Origin of the sequence: Shewanella sp. 1CM18E (assembly GCF_023161665.1) — a bacterium.
Lineage (GTDB): Bacteria > Pseudomonadota > Gammaproteobacteria > Enterobacterales > Shewanellaceae > Shewanella.
In genome coordinates this window covers 251,935-271,602 of record NZ_JALNTW010000001.1, presented here as the reverse complement: position 1 = coordinate 271,602, position 19,668 = coordinate 251,935, and the positions used below count along the sequence as shown (strand labels likewise).

Here is a 19,668-nt window from a genome sequence, read left to right as displayed (position 1 = left end):
CAAACTAGGTTGCCATGACATTTTGCCCTGCGGTTAGCCAAAGCAAAAAGGCGAGGGCAAAAATGATGGTTAGGCTGATCCCAATGATATAGAGAAAGCCTTTTTTGCCTTGTTTTAACGGTATTCCGTTATAGTTAAGAAAAAGCGCCCAAGCCAGTGAAAGTAATATTGGCAGAATGAAAAGTTTAGTCATATCTAAGCGCTCCGTAGTCATACTTATCTTTAGTAGAATATTGAAAAGTATAAAGTAAAAAGGCCGCAATTGCGGCCTTTTTGTTGTTAGAGAACGGAGTATTAGCTACGAACTTGCTCTATTTGCTCGGTCTCTTGAGTATAAAACTGCTGCTCATCCAGCTGGCCTTCAGACTTACCGATCACAACCGCTGTCATCATGTCGCCTGTCACGTTAGTTGCCGTACGGATCATATCGATAATACGATCAACTGCTGCAATAAAGGCGATACCTTCAAGTGGCAAACCCACAACACCCAATGTCACCGTTAGCATAACCATTGCACTACCTGGAACGCCGGCAGTACCAACTGAAGCCACAGTCGCTGTAACAGCAATTAGCATGTAATCGGTCATATCAAGTGGAATACCATAAATCTGTGCGATAAAGATTGCCGCAATAGCAGGGTAAATGCCGCCACAACCATCCATATTCATGGTCGCACCTAATGGTAATACAAACGAGCCATAGCGCTTAGACACGCCCATGGATTCTGTACAGCGGGTACTTGCCGGCAAGGTGCCAAAGCTTGATGCTGTAGTAAATGCCACCATTTGCGCTGGAATGGCCTTACGGAAAAACTGCACAGGGCTTAGCTTGGCTGCAAATTTAACTAGGCCACCGTAAACAAAAATAATATGAATAAGCGCAGCTAAGTAAATGGCACCAATAAACTTACCTAGTGGCAGTAAAGTTGATAAACCATATTCGCCTACCACCCAAGCCATTAAACCAAACACACCAATAGGAGTGAGTTGTAAAACCATGCGAGTCAGCTGGAACATCACTTCTGCACCCGCTTCAATAGTGCGCTTTAATGGCTCGGCTTTTTCACCAACTTTATTAATTGCGATACCAATAAGCGCTGCGAAGATGATGATCTGTAAAACCTTACCCTCAGCGAGTGAGGCAAACGGATTGACTGGGATCATGTCTAACAACACTTGGGCAAATCCCGGTACGTTACGTTCGCGCACTTCAGTTGCCACTAGCTCCATTGAACCGCCCATATCAATTACTGAGCCAATAGTTAGGCCTATAATTGAAGCAATAGTGCCGGTAAACATAAACATGGCTAAGGTTTTAAAGCTGAGTCTTTTAAGGCTGACTTCAGAGCCTAGAGAGGTAATACTAACTACGATGGCACAGAAAATGAGCGGTGCAACCAACATTTTAATTGCACTAATAAACAGGTCGCCTAATGGTTTTAGTACGGTTGCCGACTCACCAAAAATGACACCAACACCGGCGCCTAGGATAAAGGCAGCTAATACTTTCTGCCAAAACGGGATATTTTTAATTGTTTGCCACATTATCAAAATTCCAAATATTTTATATTTCTTTAAACAATTTCATATGGATGAGCGCTTGCTTATTGCATAGTCTAGTCTGCCGATAATCACCCATAAACACTATCGAGATTTACATTTAGTTACCCAATAGTCTTATTCTATAGATAGTGTTACTTGCATCACAAACCGATTTAGTTATAACTTATCGTAATATAAGAGTTTGTTTTAATAACTTTAAAATTTAACCCTGTTGCAACATGGTAAGTGTTTTGTCGGTGCAAGTGTAAAAAATTAAGTAAATTCACAGAATAATGAAATTTTGTCGTTTTTAGCTTGTCGATAAAGCAACTGAGTGTGGATAAAAAATGTTACTAAAACAGATAGCTTTTTAATCCTTTATTTTAAATATCATCGCTGGTTGTTTTTTCTGATGTGGGTAATACTAGGCGCAATATTAAGCTAGTTAGAATTAAGCAAGTCAGAAAACAACGAGCTGTTAATTAAGGAGAGCGTCATTGAAAAAATGGATATTAGCTGCAGCTGTGAGTGCGGCATTAATGGGCTGTGCAGGGCAACAACAGAACGAGTCTAACTTACCTGCAGGGGTTAAGTTAATTGAAAGCGTTTCTTTTAGTGGTGATCAGGTAGGGATCCCTTACCGTAAGTACCAGCTTGCCAATGGCTTAACGGTTGTTTTGCATGAGGATCACTCCGATCCATTAGTTCATGTAGACGTGACTTATCATGTAGGTTCAGGTCGTGAACTAGAAGGCCGCTCAGGCTTTGCTCATCTATTTGAACACATGATGTTCCAAGGCTCGCAAAATGTTGGTGATGAGCAACACTTTAAAATTATTACTGAAGCGGGTGGAACGCTAAACGGCACCACCAATACCGACAGAACTAACTATTTCGAAACGGTACCCAACAACCAATTAGAAAAAATGCTTTGGTTAGAATCGGACCGTATGGGCTTTTTCTTACCTGCGTTAACAGAAGAAAAGTTTGAAGTTCAAAGAGAAACAGTCAAGAACGAGCGCGCTCAGCGTATCGATAATCGCCCTTACGGTCGTATGGGTGAGCGCTTTAACCAAGCATTCTATCCTCAAGGTCACCCCTATTCATGGCCTGTAATAGGCTGGCCAGAAGATTTAAACCGTGCAGATGTTGAAGATGTGAAACATTTCTTCCAGCGCTGGTATGGCCCTAACAATGCTACCTTAACAATCGGTGGTGACTTCGATGAAATGCAAACACTAGCATGGGTTAATAAATACTTTGGTGAGATCCCTGCGGGCCCTAAAGTCGATGCGCCAGTTAAAGAACTTGTCACCTTAGATGAAACTCGCTACCTATCTATGGAAGACAGAGTTCACCTGCCACTGCTTCGTATTGGTATGCCTACGGTCTATGCGCGCCATGAAGATGAAGCTGCCCTTGATTTACTCTCTAATATTCTCGGCGGCGGTAAAACATCACTGTTTTATAAAAACCTAGTTAAAGACGGCCTTGCAGTGCAAGCGGGCGTAAGCCATCCATGTCAGGAGCTTGCCTGTCAGTTCTCTATGTATGCGCTAGCGAACCCTGCTCGTGGTGGCAACTTAGCTGAAATTGAGCAAGCCATGCAAGACTCGATAAAAGAGTTTGAACAGCGTGGTGTAACCGATGACGATCTTGAAAAGGTAAAAGTTAACTTTGAAGCAGGCACTATTTTTGGCTTGCAAAGTGTGCAAGGAAAAGTGTCTAGCTTAGCCTTTAACGAAACTTTTTCTAACAATCCAGACATGATAGGCTTTGACTTAAAGCGCTACGCAAACGTTACTAAAGAAGACGTGATGCGGGTGTTTAATAAGTATATTAAAGACAAGCCGATGGTAGTCATGAGCGTGGTACCGCAAGGTCAGCTACAGTTGATTGCCAAACCGGATACCTTCACACCAGCAGTTGAAAAAGTTGCTGCAGTTGCGGTTGAAGGCCTCGATGTTAAACCACAAATCGTGTCATCGTTTGATCGCAGTGTTATCCCGGCAGAAGGTCCTGCGCCTGTGTTGACAATGCCTGAACTATGGCAAGGTGAGCTTGCAAATAAGATTGAAGTTATCGGCACAGAAACCAGCGAGACACCAACAGTTGAAATCGTAATTTACCTGAACGGCGGTCACAGATTACTTGATGTGGACCAAGCTGGCCTTGCCGGCATGACTGCGGCGATGATGAATGAGTCTAGCCAAAAGCGCAGCGCTGAAGAGTTAACTCAAGCGCTAGAAATGCTCGGCAGTAATGTTAGTTTTAGTGCTAGCGGTTACCAAAGCCAAGTTCAAATTTCATCGCTAACGGCAAACTTAGATAAAACCATGGCCATTGTGCAAGAAAAGCTGTTTGAGCCAGGTTTTAAAGCAGCCGACTTTGAGCGGGTTAAGCAGCAAAAGTTACAACATCTGCAACGTGAGCTTACTGAGCCCAACTATTTAGCCTCAACGGCATTTAGTGAGTTGCTTTATGGTAAAGACAGCCCATTTGGCATAAGTAGCGGCGGTACCCTTGAAACGGTGTCTGCTATGACGTTAGAGGATGTAAAAGCATTCTACAAAAAGCAGTACACTGCGGGTAATGCACAAATCGTTGCCGTGGGTAATTTAAATGAAGCGCAAATGCTCACAAAGCTTGCTAGGCTTTCTACTTGGAAAGGCGCTGCAACGCCACGCCCTGAGCTTGCAGAGTTGCCTAAAGTTGATGGCGGTAAAATCTATATTGTTGATAAGCCTGAAGCGGCGCAGTCTGTGATTAAGATTGGTAAGCGTGGTCTAAAATATGACGCAACCGGTGATTTCTTTAAGTCATACTTGATGAACTACCCACTCGGCGGTGCGTTTAACAGTCGCATCAACCTCAATCTTCGTGAAGATAAAGGTTACACCTATGGTGCAAGAAGTTACTTTACTGGTGGCCCAGAGCAAGGTTTCTATCAAGCAACGGCGAGTGTACGTAGCGATGTAACCAAAGAAGCGCTAGTGGAGTTTATTAAAGAGATCAACGCATTCCAAAAAGAGGGCATGACAGAGAAAGAACTTAACTTTATGAAGAGCTCTATTTCACAGTCAAAAGCACTTGATTATGAAACGCCGTATCAAAAAGCGGGGCTAATGCGTAATATTCAGCGCTATAATTTGGATGATAATTACAGTGAACAACAGACTGAAATTACCAATGAAATTAGCCGTAATGAGTTGAATCGATTAGCTAAAGAGCAGTTGAATTTAGACGATATGGTTATTTTGATTGTGGGTGACCGCGCCAAAATAGAGTCTGAATTATCAACACTTGGTTATCCAATTCAAGTTTTACAGTTGTAAAAGCTTGATCTAGACCATATATCCGGGAGATGGTGTCAGTTCTGTGGCATCATCTCATCGTTTATTATGTTGGCAGTTAAATAAACGCTAATTTGGTACGACTTGAAATTTAAGTTGGCTATGGCGGGTCTGACTGACATGCTATTAAAGTTAGAGTCACGTACTAGAGAGTAATATATTGAAATCTTTCAATGAATTGGTAGGCAAACTGTCGGATACGGCAAGTCGTCAGGCGTTAAAGTCAATGCAACGTGGCATTGAGCGTGAAGCGTTAAGAATTGAAAAATCTGGCCACTTAGCCCAGGATAAACATCCACAGGCGCTGGGTTCGGCATTAACGCATTCGCGGATCACCACTGATTACAGTGAATCACTACTTGAGTTTATTACCCCAGTTTTTGAAGATATCGATGAATTAGTCGAAGATCTGACTCTGACTCATGCCTACAGTGTACGTCATTTAAATGGTCAGCGTTTATGGCCAGTGAGTATGCCTTGTTATTTAGGTGACGCCGGCGATATCCCTATCGCTGATTACGGCAGCTCTAATACCGGACAAATGAAGCGACTATATCGAAAAGGCTTAACTTATCGATACGGTGCGCAGATGCAAATTATCTCCGGAGTGCACTTTAACTTTTCTGTGTCAGATCAGTTATGGGACCGACTCTATGAGCTTTCAGATAAGTCATTAACGCTTGAAGATTTTATTTCAGAGTCTTACTTTGGGCTAATCCGAAATTATCGCCGCTTAGTATGGGTGTTGCCGTATCTATTCGGTGCATCGCCAGCACTTTGTAGCACCTTTATTCAAGATCCTAAGACCAATAACTTCCCGTTTGAAGTGATTGGCAATGGTACCTTGTTCCTACCTTACGCAACGTCTTTGCGTATGAGTGACTTAGGTTATACCAACCAAGAGCAAGATAACCTGAACATTAGCTACAATGGCTTACCTTGTTATTTAGAGGGCATGAAGTCAGCGATTAATATGCCGTCAGCTAACTTTGCTAAAATCGGTGTCAAAGTTGATGGCGAATATCGCCAGCTTAATGCCAATATTTTGCAAATTGAAAATGAATTTTATTCGCCAATCCGTGCAAAACGAGTTGCTAAAGGCAATGAGAAACCATCAGAGTCTCTGGCTCGCGCAGGTGTTGAATATATTGAAGTACGTGCATTAGACGTTAATCCATATAGCTCTGTGGGCATTGAGAAGTCACAAATTCGTTTCTTAGACTTATTCTTGCTTAACTGTTTATTACAGCCATCTAAACCTACAGATGCCGCTGAAGAAGCAGAGATTTCAGCTAACTTAAACTCTGTTGTGTTAGAAGGCCGTAAACCTGGGCTAATGCTTTCCCGCTCTGGTGAAGAAGTGAGTCTTAGCAGTTGGTTAGAGTCATTATTTGGCGATTTAAAAGAGATTGCTAAGCTACTTGATGATAAGCAAGATGATTACCAAGTTGCTTTAGCTAAGTGGCATAAAGCCGTTGATAATCCAGATGAAACCCTATCAGGCCAAATCATCAAAGGTTTGAAAGAAGATCAAATCGATCACAGTGACTGGGTTTTACAACTTGCTGAAGAGTATCATCAACAGCTAAAAGCGTATCCGCTATCAGATGCCATGACTGCTCGCTACGAGCAAGATGCAAAAGCATCACTCGCCAAACAAGCGGCTATCGAAGCTGAGCCAAGTGTCAGTTTCGATGAGTTTCTTGCTGACTACTTCAAGGTTTAACCTGAGTGGTTATCGGCACTAAAAGGGTCTGCACATTCGCTGCATTGTTATTGCTAATATCAGGTTGTGCATCGCAACCTGATACGAGCAATCAATGCGGTATTGTATCAACATTTTCAGAGCCCGATCGCCAAGCAAACATTTACCGGGTCGTTGTCACACACCTCGATGGTAAACCGGTTATCTCACAGCCTAATTACCGTTTAACTCCTGGGTCTCATACTTTTATTGTTGCGGAGCTTATTGATGCACCCAGCTTGAAGGTAAAACTGAGTGCCCGCACGCCGAAAGAGTTGACGGTAAATGTTAGCCACAATGAGCGTTATCATATTGGCGCTAAGTTTAATGTCGATAAAGTTTACCGTGGCAACGATAAAGGTTTTTGGCAGCCAGAAGTCTGGCAACAAGAAGCCTATGAGTGTGAGTATCCTGAGCCCTTGTAATGAGTATTGTAAATTGCTTGCCTCTGCTTGATTTGTAACACAATTTAACCAAACCTCAATTGCATCTTCTACTTATCAATGTGACACTATGATTTTGCTATCACTGTCTGTTGGTATCCCCTTTTATGAAATGGCCTGCATTAATTGCGACTGTTATTCTAGCTAGCTTGTTAACTGGCTGTGCAACTCCTCCACCAAAAGATCCTGAGAACCTTTGTTCTATTTATACAGAAAACCGTTCTTGGTATAGCGCTGCTAAAAATACCCGTGAAAAGTGGGGCGTACCAGTGCATGTGCCGCTAGCTATGATGTATCAAGAAAGCTCGTTTAAGCATAATGCTGCGCCGCCAATGGAGTACTTTTTAGGCTTTATTCCAATCGGCCGTGCAAGTTCAGCTTATGGGTATGCCCAAGCTAAAACCATGACCTGGGATGATTACGTTAAAGAAACCGGTAACTCATGGTCGAGTCGCAGTAACTTTGATGATGCGATGGATTTTATGGGTTGGTTTATTTACAAAACTCACAAAATAAACGGTGTATCTAAATGGGATGCCCGTAATCAGTATTTAAATTATCACGAAGGCTGGGGTGGCTATCAGCGTAAAACCTATAATCAAAAAGCTTGGTTGATTAAGGTTGCCGGTAGAGTTGATGCCCGTTCAAAACGCTATGCTGCACAATACCGGCAGTGCCAAGAAGATTTAGATTCGTCCTGGTTATGGCGACTATTCTTTGGTTAGTCGATAGCCGTTCATCCATACCATACAAAACATTAAAGCCTCTGCAATGCAGAGGTTTTTTTATGGCATTACTATTAATCTTTTTCTATCGCGACCGATAGTATGTAGACGAGTTGTTAAAATGATTTTATTCTGCAGCTGAAATTACTACGCCAATAGATGGAACCTATATGCAAACAAGTTATGACAATAAACTGCAATTGAAACTGACACTTCCTATGCTTGGTATTGCCATCATAGCGACTTTCACTTTGCTGTTTTTTTTCCCTGCAACTATCAGTAAATCGGATGTGCTGCTGTTGCTTGTTATCACGGCAACAGCTCAGTTTGGCGTTTCTTGGTGGCAGTGTCGTAAGTTAATCAGTTTACGTTTGGCTAAGCTGCAGCAATATTTGGCACTTGTAGTGAGTACAGAGCAAGCGCCAGAAGGTCGAATTGTTGACAATGCTAATGATCAATTGGCACATATCTCAACCAGCTTGTGTGATTTTATTGAGGGCTTAAAAGATGTGCTGGATAAAATACGTAATGATGCCGAAAGTTTTCGCCAAGGTTCGGAGCAACTGTCGGAGCAGATGACTTCAGCTGAATCATCAGTTGATAAAAGCGTGACTGAAAACGAGCAGATAAGTTTAAGTCTGACTGAAATTGATAACACAGCCCTAGAATTAACGGGCAATGCACAAGAGCTCAAGTCGACATCGACTCAAGCTAATGAATTGCTGCAATTAGGCACAAGTGATGCGCTTAGAAACCAGCAGTTTATGCAGGAGTTTACCCAAGGTATTGAAAGCTTAGTAAGCGACCTGGATATCTTGCACCAAGACAGCTTTAAAATTGGTAATGTACTTGAAGTCATTAAAAGTATTGCCGAGCAAACTAATTTACTGGCATTAAACGCTGCTATTGAGGCTGCGAGAGCGGGTGAGCAAGGGCGGGGATTTGCCGTTGTTGCTGATGAAGTCAGAGCGCTTGCCCACCGGACTCAAGAATCAACGGTTGAAATTCAAAGTATTGTTGAGGGCTTTCAAGCTAAAACCAGTCAGGCCGTGGCAGCTATTGGTGAGAGCCAGAAGGAGAGCCAAGAAAGCCTATTGCAGTGTGACAGAGTCTCTAGCGCTTTTAGCGAGATAGATAGCGCCTTTAACCAATTAGATAATTTGGCTGGTGAGATCCGCCATAGCATTGAGGGCCAGCAAAACGCGACGTCCAGCATTAAAGACCGAGCAACAGAAATCGCGCGCTTAAGCCAAGATGTGCATTCAAGTTTAAAAACCATTTCTGAACAAGCATTCGAGCAAAAGCAAACTTCAGCTATGCTAGAAAAAGTACTTAACCGGATCTGTGTGTAGCTATCTTTTAATAGCTGATTACTCGGTCGAATTTTGCTTAAGGCGTTTGTTTTGGTACATCATTTTATCGGCGGCCCTAAAGCTGGCATCTAAATGCCCTTGGTAATTGGCAATGCCATAGCTAAAACTGATTTTTTCAGTGCTTAACGTCTCGGTGTGTGAGCCTGAATGAGAAATAGCCATTTGCTGATTAAATAATGTTTGTTGTAATTGCTGTAAATCCGCTTCGATTTGGGCTTGCGGACCATGGCAAAGGGCAATAAATTCGTCACCGCCATAACGAGCGATAAGGTGTTTTTGATGCCAGCTTTGCTTTAAGGCTGTGGCAAAGGTTTGTATTGCTTTATCGCCTACAAGGTGGCCATAATTATCGTTAATAACCTTTAAGTTATCTAAGTCTAATATAATTAAATAGCTGCCGAAGTGCGGCTTAATTTTCCACTCTTTCACCCCTTGTTCAAAACGCTGACGGTTATAAAGCTCGGTTAGACTGTCATAGTTTGCTAAAAGATTAATTTGGCGTGTTTTCTGATAAAGGGCAATGGCGTTAGCTGCTTCATGGGTCAATATGGCGACTAGGTTTCTGTCGTAATGACTAAATGCTCTGGCTCTAGCACTATCTAAATTCAGCATGCCATAAAGCACGCCATCAATATGAATTGGACTAGATAGGGTGGAGCGAATCGGGTACAGAGGGGCGCTTGAGAACATTTTTTGCTCAGTCGTTGATAAGCTGCTGTGGGCATTGATACTGGCCATATCATCAATAACAACCACTCTGTCGCACTTGCCTTTTGTTAGTTTGTATTCAAACGATTGTTCGAGATTAAACTGCACACTTCTAAGCTTTTCGATATCAATGCCAATGGTCGACTCAAAATGCAACTCGCCGGTTCGGCTATCCACTTTGATAATTGAACCCATTTCTGCGCCATCTATACTACTGACTGCTTTCTTTAATAGTGCATCAAGAAATGCACGTTCATCTTGGTATTGATTAGCAATATTAACCAGCTCAAAGGTCGTGTCATTAACATGAATGACTTGCTGCAAGTGCTCCCAGAGTCGATTGAGACGGCCTTGATGAAAGTAGTAACTTAAGCTATATCCAAGCAGGTAAATAATGGCGACAAGTATGAGATTAGCCACTGAGTTGGGATTATTACTGATACTAAAAAACACGGCCCACACGATTAACAGCAATAACATAGGGACGCCTAAAAGCGCGAGATGCGTTTTTAGATCGAGGGAATCTATCTTCTTTTTCTTTAAGCTGTCTTTAATGGGCGTCATGAATATCCTTATTCGTAAACTCACCGTGGTACAAAGTCGCTTTTGTTGCTAAGGCTAGCACCTAACCTCTAATTCATAATAAGAAAAAAAACGCCATCTGACAAAGTTGTGGTGCTCTCAAGTGGCTTATTTATCAGAACTTTCGAGTATGAATGCTACTTTTTTATAATAACTACACATTATTTACTGCTGATTAAGTGACCGTTTACATCACAAACCTAGACAAACAAGCCGATAAAAATACGAATTCACTATTTTGCCGATTTGTTATACATATGTATGAATAAGTTATTTGCAGTTATGCTAAAGCTTAGGGATAATTGCCGCGCAGGCTTGGGGGAAGTCTGTTTACTAAGTGCGCTAAATATCATTATAATGCGCGCAAATATAATAATGTACCGCCCTACTCAAGGACTTAAAATGAGCAAACCATTTGTTGCAGTATTAATGGGATCTGATTCAGATCTGCCTACAATGCAAGCCACCCTCGATGTGCTTAAAACTTTCGAAATCGACTTTGAAGCAAAAGTAACTTCAGCGCACCGTACGCCTGCTGCTACACACGCTTATGTAACCGATGCAGAAGCGCGTGGTTGTAAAGTCTTTATTTGTGCCGCAGGTCTTGCTGCGCACTTAGCTGGTGCTGTTGCTGGTATTACTACTCGCCCAGTAATCGGTGTTCCAGTTGATTGTGGTCCACTACAAGGCCACGATGCACTATTATCAACAGTTATGATGCCTGGCGGCGTTCCAGTAGCTACAGTTGCTATTGGCAGTGCTGGTGCTAAAAACGCAGGTTACCTAGCTGCGCAAATGCTAGCAGTAGGTGATGATGCCCTTGCTGTTGCAGTTAAAGAAGAACGCGCTAAGTCGGCTGAAGCTGTACAAGCTAAAGACGCAGCACTTCAAGCAAAACTAGCTTAAGTTAGCCGGTCGATTCTATATTCGCCTGTTAGTGATGAAATACCGTTAAGTTAATTCTTAGCGGTATTTTTTTTGCCTGTTTTCCTATACTCAAGCCGAATGTGCCTTTTCAGAACATTAAGCTTTATTGCTTAAACTTAACTGCTTTAGTTTAACTGTTATCTTCACTTCCCATTCAAACCTTTTGTTTACTTAGTTGGAATCGCTAGCTTTGTCGAGCTGGTGCTAGACAAATCAAAGGCCTCAATGCAGACTAATGCTATTAGTACTCGTTAACCCTAGTGCAAGATAATCCATTTCGTGAAGGAAAAGCCCGTGGCACCATCTTTGTCTTCCGTTGAACCAGATAATCAAGTCGATTCTGATCAAGCCTTAATGTTGCAATATGCTGCTGGCAGTGCACGTGCATTTGAGGTGCTTTACCTAAAGCACAAAGGCCCGCTGTATCGCTATTTTGTTAGGCAGATCCATGATCAGCAGTTAGCAGAAGATCTATATCAAGATACCTGGAGCCGAGTGATAAAAGCGGCCAGCACTTATGAAACCAGCGCTAAATTTACCACTTGGTTATACCGTATTGCACATAACCTTATTATCGATCATGTCAGAGCAGTTAAGCCGGTAGATAGCTTTACTGAAGTGTTTGAGCCTGAACAAGATCATGAAGCGCACTTGGAGAGTGACAATGAAAACCTTGAGGCGCAACTGCTTGATAATCAAAAAGCTGATTTGCTTAAAGGCTGCGTTGCTAATCTGCCGCAAGTGCAAAAAGAGGCGTTTTTACTCAATGTTGAAATGGGCTTTACTGCAGCCATCATTGCCGATATTGCAGGTGCCACATTAGAGGCGACTAAAAGCCGCATTCGCTATGCCTATAAAGGCTTAAAAGAGTGCGTTGATTTAAAGTGGCAAGGAGCAAGTCATGACTGATAAAGAACATGCTGCCATTGAAGAACAGATTAAATCTTTATATCAAAAAGGCGCAACTGAGCTGCCGCCAACATCGATCGATAACAAGATTTTAGCTCAGGCTCGTCAGCAGCTTGCCGAGCAAAATCAGAGCATGAGTGCTACTGGGCGAGTAAATAATCAACAAAGCCAATCTTTTTGGCGTCAATATCGCTTGCCGTTATCTTCTGCTGCATCAGTTATGGTTGTCGTTACGTTATTTATGCTCAATCCAACAATGGATAGCAATGATGGATTACAGCAAAGCGAGCCGATGCTGATGTCTGCACCTGAACAAACAGACTCTCAGCCGCAAATGATGCGTGCGATGCCTGATAAAGCGCCCGCTGCGAGTGTCAACGCTGAAGGTGAAAGCTTTGCTCAAGCGCCAAATACACTGAGTTTAACTGCGGAGTTAGATAAGGTTGAGCAACTTGTTGCTGCCAAAAATATTGAGCAGGCGCATACCGCGTTGCAGCAAATTGCGATGCAATGGCCAGAGATAAAAGATGAGCAAAGTGACTACCACCTGCGCTTTATGGCACTGCAAAAAGCGATAATGTCCGGGCATTAAGCTCTTAGCTTATAGCTTTCACTATGTCGCGAGTCAGATAGCAGCCTGCAATTGCAGGCTGTTATCGTTTAAAAATGCATGACAAGTATGTTGATTAAAGTCAGTGAACGATTGCTAGTAAATGGCAGTTAGTACAAGAGCGCCAAGGAGTTTTAGATAATAAATTTTCCCAACGAGCTTTATAGCCAACAAGCTACAGCGATTGCCACCAGTCCCATAATCCTAACGATGTATCTTCAAATAAATCTATGCCAAGCGCTGACTTGAGCAAATAAAGCAGTAATAGTCCAAATAACAACGACATCAAAATAAAGCCCAATACACTCAGGGAAAATAACGCCAAGGTTAATTGCTTTTCCTTACGACTCAGCGCGCGTTTATTGCGGCCAATTAGCAGTACATAGAAAAATCGCCAACCAACAAATGGCACATAAAAGCTGCCTCTGTTATCGATAAAATGTTTTTGCCAGCGGTTATCAATCAATGCCAAGCGCATATAACGCAGCTGTGACTCACTAAAACTATCTGCGCAGCTTTTTGGCATATTGTTTAGCGCGTTACATACTCTGGGGTCATCCTTGAGAGAAGGGCGCATATAATCAGGTGACATACAAACCTCTTAACTTCCTTATCTGTGAGATGGTCGCTGTATGCAGCGTTAGTGTCACTAAGTCATTGTTAGTGCTTAACTGCATACTCTTGTATTTAGCTTAGTTGCTTATTTTTTGTTTAATGTTTTTTTGCATACGACTTTACATATTTGCTAATACTTAATAGCGAATAATTTGCTGATGCTTTATCAAAAGTTTGCTACCTTGTTGGCCTGAAAGATTTTGCCCGAATAAAGGCATTACCCGAATAATAACAATAGGATTGCTAGCTAGATGAAAATTCGTCATTCACTCGCATGCTGTATGCTTGCTCTCGGAACTTTGACTCTTTCCCCCACATACGCCTCAGAATCGACTCTTAAGCCCGGTTATTTTCGTGCGCCGGCGCTAAACGAGCAAACCTTAGTGTTTACCGCTGAGGGCGATTTGTGGACTCAAGCGCTGTCAGACACCCAAGCAAGACGCTTAACCAGTCTGCCGGCTGAAGAGCTTGGCGCAACCATCTCAAAAGACGGTCAGTTTGTGGCATACGTTGCCAATTATGAAGGCTCGTATGAAGTTTATGTTATTCCAATTAATGGCGGTCAAGCTAAGCGCGTTAGTTTTGAAAACAGCCGCGTGCGAGTACAAGGCTGGACAGCCGATGGCAAAGTGCTCTATGCCACAGATAATGCCTTTGGTCCTGCAAACTACTGGGTATTAAGAACCGTCGATCCACAAACCTTGCTCACAGAAGACTTGCCTTTGGCCGATGCCATTGAAGGGGCGATTGATGATAAAGGTGAATATGTTTACTTCACCCGCTTTGGTCTACAAACAACAGGCGATAACGCTAAAGTGTATCGTGGTGGCGCAAAAGGTGAGTTGTGGAAATTTAAACTTGGCAGCAAACAAGAAGCGACCTTGTTAACGGCTGCGCATCAAGGCTCTGTAAGACAACCTATGTTATGGGACTCTCGCCTTTATTTCGTTAGCGACAGCGATGGCAATGACAACATCTGGTCAATGGCAACGGATGGCAGCGATCTCAAGCAGCATACCCAGTACAAAGAGTGGCAAGTGCGTAATGCGAGATTAAATCAAGGCCGCATCGTATTTCAGCAAGGCGCCGATATTAAGTTGTTTGATATCAAAGCGGGTAAAGAGCAAACACTTGCGATAGACCTGATTTCTGACTTTGCCCAAAAGCGTGAGCATTGGGTAAAAGAGCCAATGAAATACGCAACAGCCACTAACTTATCGCCCAAGGCTGACAAAGTGGTGATCACCGCTCGCAGCCATGTGGCAATCGCAGGTACCGATGGCCAACGTTTAGTTGAAATTGCCTTACCAGGTCATAACCGCGTACGTAACGCAGTGATGAGCCAAGATGGTGCTTGGGTATACGGCATTAGCGATGCAACAGGGGAGCAAGAAGTGTGGCGCTTTGCGGCTGATGGTAGCGATAACGCCAAGCAGCTAACCAAAGATGGCAAAACCTTAAGACTCGATCTGCACTTGTCACCAGATGGACGCTACCTTGCTAATGACGATTATGACGGCAATGTATGGTTGTTAGATTTAAAGAAAGGCAGTAATAAAAAAATCATCACCCAAGGCGAGGGATTAGGCCCTTACGCCGATATCGTTTGGTCGGGTGATAGCCAATTTATCGCATTAACCAAAGCGGAAATGGGTAAAGCACGCCCGCAAATCGTGTTGTACTCATTGGATGATAACCGTGCAGAGTCATTAACCAGCGACAAATACGAGTCATTTTCGCCAAGCTTTAGCGCCGATGGTGATTGGCTGTATTTCTTATCAAACCGTCAGTTTGTGTCGACACCGACTTCACCTTGGGGAGACAGAAACCTAGGGCCAATGTTTGATAAGCGCACCCAAGTATTTGCCATTGCCTTAAATGAAGACGCGCGTTTTGCTTTTCAAAAGCCAAATGAGTTGCTATCTAAGCCTGCAAAAGCGGATGACGACGAGATTGAAACCGAAGTCGAGTGGAAAGGTTTAGCCAGTCGTTTATGGCAAGTGCCAGTGGCTGCGGGTAACTACAACTCGCTGCAAATGGCAGGTGATAAGTTTTATCTACTTGATACCACAACTAGCGGTAAATCGAGCTTAAAAGTGGTTAAGTTTGACCCGTTAAACCCTAAAGTTGACACCTTTGCTAAAGATGTTGGCGAGTATCAACTGTCTCAAGACTCAAGCAAGCTATTTATTCGTAAGCAGTCTAAGCAAGGCAGTGAAATGCTGATTGTTGATGCAGGCGATAAACTGCCTAAAGAGCTGACTAACGCCAATGTACAAACCAATCTATGGCAATTGGCGATTGATCCAGCGAGCGAGTGGCAACAGATGTTTGAAGACGCTTGGTTAATGCACCGTGACTCATTCTATGACAAGAGTATGCGTGGACTTGATTGGCAGGCAACCAAAACCAAATATCAGCCATTAGTCGACAGACTAACCGACCGCCATGAGCTTAATGATCTGTTTACGCAGATGATGGGCGAGCTAGATTCACTGCACTCTCAGGTGCGCGGTGGTGATGCACCAAAAGATGCCGATAAAGCAAAATCAGCCAGCCTTGGTGCACGTCTTGAGCAAACTAAGGCGGGAGTGGTCATTGAGCATATTTATCAGGGCGATCCAGAACTACCAGCACACGCTGCGCCGCTGGCGCAAATGGGCGTAAATGCCAAAGTGGGTGATGTGATTGTCGCAATCAATGCTAAGCCGCTCACTAATATTGCCGATGTGACTAAACTGCTGCGTAACCAAGAGGGTAAGCAAGTATTGTTAACCCTAAAGCGCGGTAGTAAAACCCATCAAACAATTGTTGAGCCAATTAGCCCATCTAAAAATGCTAAGTTGAGATATACCGACTGGGTGCAGCATAATAGCGCCAAAGTATCTAAAGACAGCGACGGCAAATTTGGCTACTTACACCTATACGCTATGGGTAGCGGTGATATCTCAAGCTTTGCGCGAGAGTTTTACGCTAACGTCAATAAAGACGGTTTAGTTATCGATGTGCGCCGTAACCGTGGCGGTAATATTGATAGCTGGATCATCGAAAAGCTACTGCGCAGAACTTGGGCATTTTGGGCGCCAACCCATGGCACGCCATCGGGCAATATGCAGCAAACCTTTAACGGCCAGTTAGTTGTTCTGACTGATCAGTTAACCTACTCTGACGGTGAAACCTTCTCTGCAGGCGTTAAGGCGTTGGGCATTGCACCATTAATTGGTAAGCAAACCGCTGGCGCAGGAGTGTGGTTATCTGGCCGAAACTCACTAACAGATAAAGGTATGGCTCGTGTGGCTGAGTATCCGCAATATGCAATGGACGGTAGCTGGATTATTGAAGGGCGCGGTGTCAGTCCTGATATTGAGGTCGACAACCTGCCATATGCCACATTTAGCGGCACAGATGCCCAATTAGATAAAGCCGTTAGTTATCTAAAAGACGCGCTTAAACAGCAGCCTGCACCTAAATTAGTACCGAAACCAATGCCAACTAAAGGCATGGCTGAGGATGTCCATAAAGCATTTTAATTTGAAGTGGATTTGAATTGTTGAGCTGATTGCGAGATAACCGCTGACTTCAGCTCATATAAACAAAAAGGCGCTATTAACTCGAATGTTAATAGCGCCTTTTACTTTCCATTTGGTATTAAATTGTCAGACGCTGATTAAGCTTATAATCTTCAAATCACAGTACTCCCAAACTCAAGGTGGCCATCTAATACCTGTCTTAAGTATCTGAACCGCGCATCAAATAGCTATTTTCAAACTATTTTCCTATCAAAGAATTAATTGTATAAAAATATTGAACATTATCTATGCAAGGCACTAAACTGGATGAAAAATAGCCCAACTAAATAAATGTGAGTTGTTATTAGGTAAAAGGGCTGTAGCTTAGATTTTTGTGCCAATTTAACAGGCTGTGGCTACCGGTTACTAAAGGGATGAGTATGACTGAAGAAAAAGCTGTGATCGCAAACGATGAAGCGAATTCGAGCGAGACTACGCCGCAGGAAAGCCCCAGTAAAAATAATAAAATTCGTAAAGCGACTAATATTATTTTAATCGTCGTAAGTTTTCTATTCGTGTTCCACCTTATTGCCGACCGATTTATTCCCTCCACCGATTTAGGCCGAATTCGTGGCTATGTTGTGCCGATTAGCCCGCAGGTTTCCGGTGAAATCATTGATATTTTAGTAGAGCCAAACACCCTAATTAAGCAGGGGGATGTGCTTGCTAAAATCAACCCGCAAGATTATGAAATTGCCCTGAATCAAGCTGAGCAGTCTCTTAAAAAGGCGGGGCAAAATGTAGGCGCGCAAACGGCGAATGTTGCCGCAGCGCAAGCTAAAGTGACCAACGCCCAAGCCAACCTAAAGAATGCTCAAGTGCAATCTAAACGTATCTTCACAATGGTAGATAAAGCGGTGATGTCACAGGCCGATGCTGACAATGCGCGGGCTGAACTCACTAAGGCTGAAGCCGGGGTTGCCAGTGCTAAGGCAGATCTTGCCAAGGCAGAAGAGCGTTTAGGCGCTGAAGGTGAAAATAATACCAACGTTAAATCCGCATTATTGAGCCTTGAGAAAGCCCAGCTTGATTTGGCGCGCACCTCTATTACCGCACCCACTGACGGCGTGGCGTCAAATTTCAGATTAAAAGAGGGTATTTACGCCAGTGCGGGTCAGCCGGTGATGACCTTTATCTCGTCGGAAGATGTGTGGATTGAGGCTTATTTTCGCGAAAACAGCCTAGGTAATATGCAACCCGGCGATGAAGTGGAATTTGCGCTGGATTACGCGCCTGGTGAAGTCTTTAAAGCCAAAGTGGGTAGCATTGATTATGGTATTGACTGGGGGCAGAGTGAACAAACGGGCAAGTTAGCACAGGTGTCTGGTCAAACGGGATGGCTGCGCCAATCTCAGCGCTTTCCGGTCACTATCGTGTTATCTGCTGATGAGGCGGTCGGGTTACGGCGCGTTGGTGGTCAAGCTGACGTGATTGTTTATACCAGCGATAGCAGTGTTATTAATCTATTTGGCAAGTTTTGGATCCGCTTAGTCAGTTGGTTCTCTTATGTCAGATAGTGACAACGCTTTGCTAAACACGGCTGTGGCGTCAGAGGAGGCCATTTACACGCGGCGGGTGTTACGCTTCACCTTAGGCATAGGTTTAGCTGTGGCGGTTTCTGCGATTTTTGCGTGGCCACTAGCCTTTATCGTGCCGGTATTTGTGGCTAAGTTTTTGGTTGATAGGCAAGAGCCTACAGTGCAAACCGTTTACGAGTTGCTTATTTCAATGATATTTACCATAGGGTTAGCTTGGCTGGTTAGCTTTGGGCCAACGCAATACCCTATGGTGTTATTACCACTATTGGCCATGATGATGCTATGGGGTTATTACCTATTTAGCGATCCACGCTGGAACTTCTTTGCCACTATATTCATTGTGGCGACATTACTTTTGCCTTACATGAGCTTGCTGCAACCGGGAGCCGCTATTTTAGTGGGGGTTGGTCTGAGCTTTTCGGGTGTGGTTGCGGTAACTATTTTTGCATTATTGCACGCGCTATTGCCCGATCTCTCGCCCAACAGAGAGCAATTAGCCAGTGCGGCACAAAGTCACGATGAACGCACTCATGAAGCGTTTAGGGCGTTGATTATTGCCTTTCCTGTGATTTGTTTCTTTTACTTTTTGGAGATCTCTGGCGCACTACTGACCATGATTTTTATTGCCATTTTGTCGTTGCAAGCAGCAGGGGCAAAAAGCATTAAGGTCAGTCTGTTTTTATTAATCACCAATGGTATTGGCGGCGCCTTGGCTATTGTGTTTTACAACATGCTTACCATAGTACCCGAACTGACTTTTTACATAGGGATGTCGATGCTAGCTGCCTTGTTGTTTGGGCAAAAGATATATGCCAATCCAGAAAAAGCGCCGCTTTATGCTGGTATCTTATCAGCATTACTGGTTGTGGTTGGCTCAACGGCATCTTCGACTGATAAAGACGTGGCAGTGAATTTTTACCTGCGGATCTTACAACTGTTTATGGTTGGCGTTTATATGATTTTCGCCTCTTTCTTTTTAGAGTCTCGTGATTGGAAGTTTCTTAAAAAGCGCAACAGCCTTTAGCACTCA

At 43.4% G+C, this 19,668-nt stretch carries 15 protein-coding genes; 11 read left to right on the top strand and 4 right to left on the bottom strand.

Features of this window, described 5'->3' with window-relative positions; genetic code table 11:
- Window positions 1–4: 4 nt before the first annotated feature.
- Both MSG37_RS01195 and MSG37_RS01190 read right to left on the bottom strand, forming a co-directional pair.
- On the bottom strand, window positions 5–193 hold the full coding sequence (locus MSG37_RS01195) for a hypothetical protein (RefSeq protein ID WP_248468746.1): 189 nt from the start codon (window positions 191–193) through the stop codon (window positions 5–7).
- Window positions 194–294: 101 nt separating this feature from the next.
- Window positions 295–1,548, bottom strand: a complete 1,254-nt coding sequence (locus MSG37_RS01190; RefSeq protein WP_248469128.1) for a dicarboxylate/amino acid:cation symporter — start codon at window positions 1,546–1,548, stop codon at window positions 295–297.
- A gap of 491 nt (window positions 1,549–2,039) precedes the next feature.
- Between MSG37_RS01190 and MSG37_RS01185 the strand changes: the two genes are divergently transcribed.
- The 5 genes from MSG37_RS01185 (at window position 2,040) to MSG37_RS01165 (ending at window position 9,159) form a co-directional block, all read left to right on the top strand.
- Complete coding sequence (locus MSG37_RS01185) at window positions 2,040–4,877, top strand: pitrilysin family protein (protein ID WP_248468745.1); 2,838 nt, start codon at window positions 2,040–2,042, stop codon at window positions 4,875–4,877.
- Between the two features lie 178 nt (window positions 4,878–5,055).
- Window positions 5,056–6,621 carry a glutamate--cysteine ligase gene (gene gshA, locus MSG37_RS01180; protein WP_248468744.1) on the top strand — a complete coding sequence of 522 codons (1,566 nt, stop codon included), beginning with the start codon at window positions 5,056–5,058 and terminating at the stop codon, window positions 6,619–6,621.
- A gap of 5 nt (window positions 6,622–6,626) precedes the next feature.
- Window positions 6,627–7,064, top strand: coding sequence for a hypothetical protein (locus MSG37_RS01175; protein ID WP_248468743.1), 438 nt, complete (start codon window positions 6,627–6,629; stop codon window positions 7,062–7,064).
- Window positions 7,065–7,189: 125 nt separating this feature from the next.
- Window positions 7,190–7,807, top strand: coding sequence for a hypothetical protein (locus tag MSG37_RS01170; RefSeq protein WP_248468742.1), 618 nt, complete (start codon window positions 7,190–7,192; stop codon window positions 7,805–7,807).
- 170 nt (window positions 7,808–7,977) lie between these two features.
- Window positions 7,978–9,159: a methyl-accepting chemotaxis protein gene (locus MSG37_RS01165; protein ID WP_248468741.1), complete on the top strand. Its 1,182-nt coding sequence runs from the start codon at window positions 7,978–7,980 to the stop codon at window positions 9,157–9,159.
- Window positions 9,160–9,177: 18 nt separating this feature from the next.
- Here MSG37_RS01165 and MSG37_RS01160 read toward each other — a convergent pair whose 3' ends face one another.
- Window positions 9,178–10,452, bottom strand: a complete 1,275-nt coding sequence (locus tag MSG37_RS01160; RefSeq protein WP_248468740.1) for a diguanylate cyclase — start codon at window positions 10,450–10,452, stop codon at window positions 9,178–9,180.
- 420 nt (window positions 10,453–10,872) lie between these two features.
- Between MSG37_RS01160 and purE the strand changes: the two genes are divergently transcribed.
- From purE to MSG37_RS01145, 3 genes are all read left to right on the top strand, one after another.
- Window positions 10,873–11,376 (top strand): 5-(carboxyamino)imidazole ribonucleotide mutase, encoded by a 504-nt coding sequence (gene purE, locus MSG37_RS01155; RefSeq protein WP_248468739.1) that lies wholly within the window; start codon window positions 10,873–10,875, stop codon window positions 11,374–11,376.
- Between the two features lie 375 nt (window positions 11,377–11,751).
- Window positions 11,752–12,306 carry a sigma-70 family RNA polymerase sigma factor gene (locus tag MSG37_RS01150; RefSeq protein ID WP_248469127.1) on the top strand — a complete coding sequence of 185 codons (555 nt, stop codon included), beginning with the start codon at window positions 11,752–11,754 and terminating at the stop codon, window positions 12,304–12,306.
- Window positions 12,299–12,898, top strand: coding sequence for a hypothetical protein (locus MSG37_RS01145; RefSeq protein WP_248468738.1), 600 nt, complete (start codon window positions 12,299–12,301; stop codon window positions 12,896–12,898). The genes MSG37_RS01150 and MSG37_RS01145 overlap by 8 nt, the downstream gene beginning before the upstream one ends.
- Before the next feature lie 193 nt (window positions 12,899–13,091).
- On the opposite strand, the gene MSG37_RS01140 is transcribed toward MSG37_RS01145, so the two are convergent.
- Window positions 13,092–13,508: a hypothetical protein gene (locus MSG37_RS01140; RefSeq protein WP_248468737.1), complete on the bottom strand. Its 417-nt coding sequence runs from the start codon at window positions 13,506–13,508 to the stop codon at window positions 13,092–13,094.
- A 274-nt stretch (window positions 13,509–13,782) separates the two neighbouring features.
- On the opposite strand from MSG37_RS01140, the gene MSG37_RS01135 reads away from it, so the two are divergent.
- From MSG37_RS01135 to MSG37_RS01125, 3 genes are all read left to right on the top strand, one after another.
- Window positions 13,783–17,061 (top strand): S41 family peptidase, encoded by a 3,279-nt coding sequence (locus MSG37_RS01135; RefSeq protein ID WP_248468736.1) that lies wholly within the window; start codon window positions 13,783–13,785, stop codon window positions 17,059–17,061.
- A 419-nt stretch (window positions 17,062–17,480) separates the two neighbouring features.
- Window positions 17,481–18,617: an HlyD family secretion protein gene (locus tag MSG37_RS01130; RefSeq protein ID WP_248468735.1), complete on the top strand. Its 1,137-nt coding sequence runs from the start codon at window positions 17,481–17,483 to the stop codon at window positions 18,615–18,617.
- Window positions 18,607–19,662, top strand: a complete 1,056-nt coding sequence (locus MSG37_RS01125; RefSeq protein ID WP_248468734.1) for a DUF2955 domain-containing protein — start codon at window positions 18,607–18,609, stop codon at window positions 19,660–19,662. Before MSG37_RS01130 ends, MSG37_RS01125 begins: the two co-directional genes overlap by 11 nt.
- The last annotated feature ends 6 nt before the right edge of the window (window positions 19,663–19,668 follow it).

Excerpts from the sequence above, each read along its gene's own strand:
- MSG37_RS01195 (WP_248468746.1), bottom strand. The coding sequence starts at position 193 with ATGACTAAACTTTTCATTCTGCCAATATTACTTTCACTGGCTTGGGCG.
- MSG37_RS01170 (WP_248468742.1), top strand. The coding sequence starts at position 7,190 with ATGAAATGGCCTGCATTAATTGCGACTGTTATTCTAGCTAGCTTGTTA.
- MSG37_RS01165 (WP_248468741.1), top strand. The coding sequence starts at position 7,978 with ATGCAAACAAGTTATGACAATAAACTGCAATTGAAACTGACACTTCCT.
- MSG37_RS01160 (WP_248468740.1), bottom strand. The coding sequence starts at position 10,452 with ATGACGCCCATTAAAGACAGCTTAAAGAAAAAGAAGATAGATTCCCTC.
- purE (WP_248468739.1), top strand. The coding sequence starts at position 10,873 with ATGAGCAAACCATTTGTTGCAGTATTAATGGGATCTGATTCAGATCTG.
- MSG37_RS01150 (WP_248469127.1), top strand. The coding sequence starts at position 11,752 with ATGTTGCAATATGCTGCTGGCAGTGCACGTGCATTTGAGGTGCTTTAC.
- MSG37_RS01145 (WP_248468738.1), top strand. The coding sequence starts at position 12,299 with ATGACTGATAAAGAACATGCTGCCATTGAAGAACAGATTAAATCTTTA.
- MSG37_RS01140 (WP_248468737.1), bottom strand. The coding sequence starts at position 13,508 with ATGTCACCTGATTATATGCGCCCTTCTCTCAAGGATGACCCCAGAGTA.
- MSG37_RS01135 (WP_248468736.1), top strand. The coding sequence starts at position 13,783 with ATGAAAATTCGTCATTCACTCGCATGCTGTATGCTTGCTCTCGGAACT.
- MSG37_RS01130 (WP_248468735.1), top strand. The coding sequence starts at position 17,481 with ATGACTGAAGAAAAAGCTGTGATCGCAAACGATGAAGCGAATTCGAGC.
- MSG37_RS01125 (WP_248468734.1), top strand. The coding sequence starts at position 18,607 with ATGTCAGATAGTGACAACGCTTTGCTAAACACGGCTGTGGCGTCAGAG.